1 rRNA gene is annotated in these 247 nt (G+C 35.6%); it reads left to right on the top strand.

Features of this window, described 5'->3' with window-relative positions:
- A 16S ribosomal RNA gene (locus H5092_RS20505) occupies positions 1–65 on the top strand; the annotation flags it as partial.
- Positions 66–247: the final 182 nt, after the last annotated feature.

Here is a 247-nt window from a genome sequence, read left to right as displayed (position 1 = left end):
TCATGACTGGGGTGAAGTCGTAACAAGGTAGCCCTAGGGGAACCTGGGGCTGGATCACCTCCTTATACGATTTAGAACTTATTTGTTCGTAGTGTCCACACAGATGATTGTTAATTAGTGCGTGTTCTTCGGAATAACTAATTAATATGCTCTTTAAAAATTTGGAAAAGCTGATAATAAAATTCTGATAGATACTTTGTATTTATCAAGAGTTTTCAAAAGTAAAAAAAGAATGGTAGCAGTACCA

Source organism: Pseudoalteromonas sp. SR41-7 (assembly GCF_014163935.1).
Lineage (GTDB): Bacteria > Pseudomonadota > Gammaproteobacteria > Enterobacterales > Alteromonadaceae > Pseudoalteromonas > Pseudoalteromonas distincta.
Note: the sequence above shows the minus strand (reverse complement) of the source record. Positions and strands in the feature narration are given on the sequence as shown.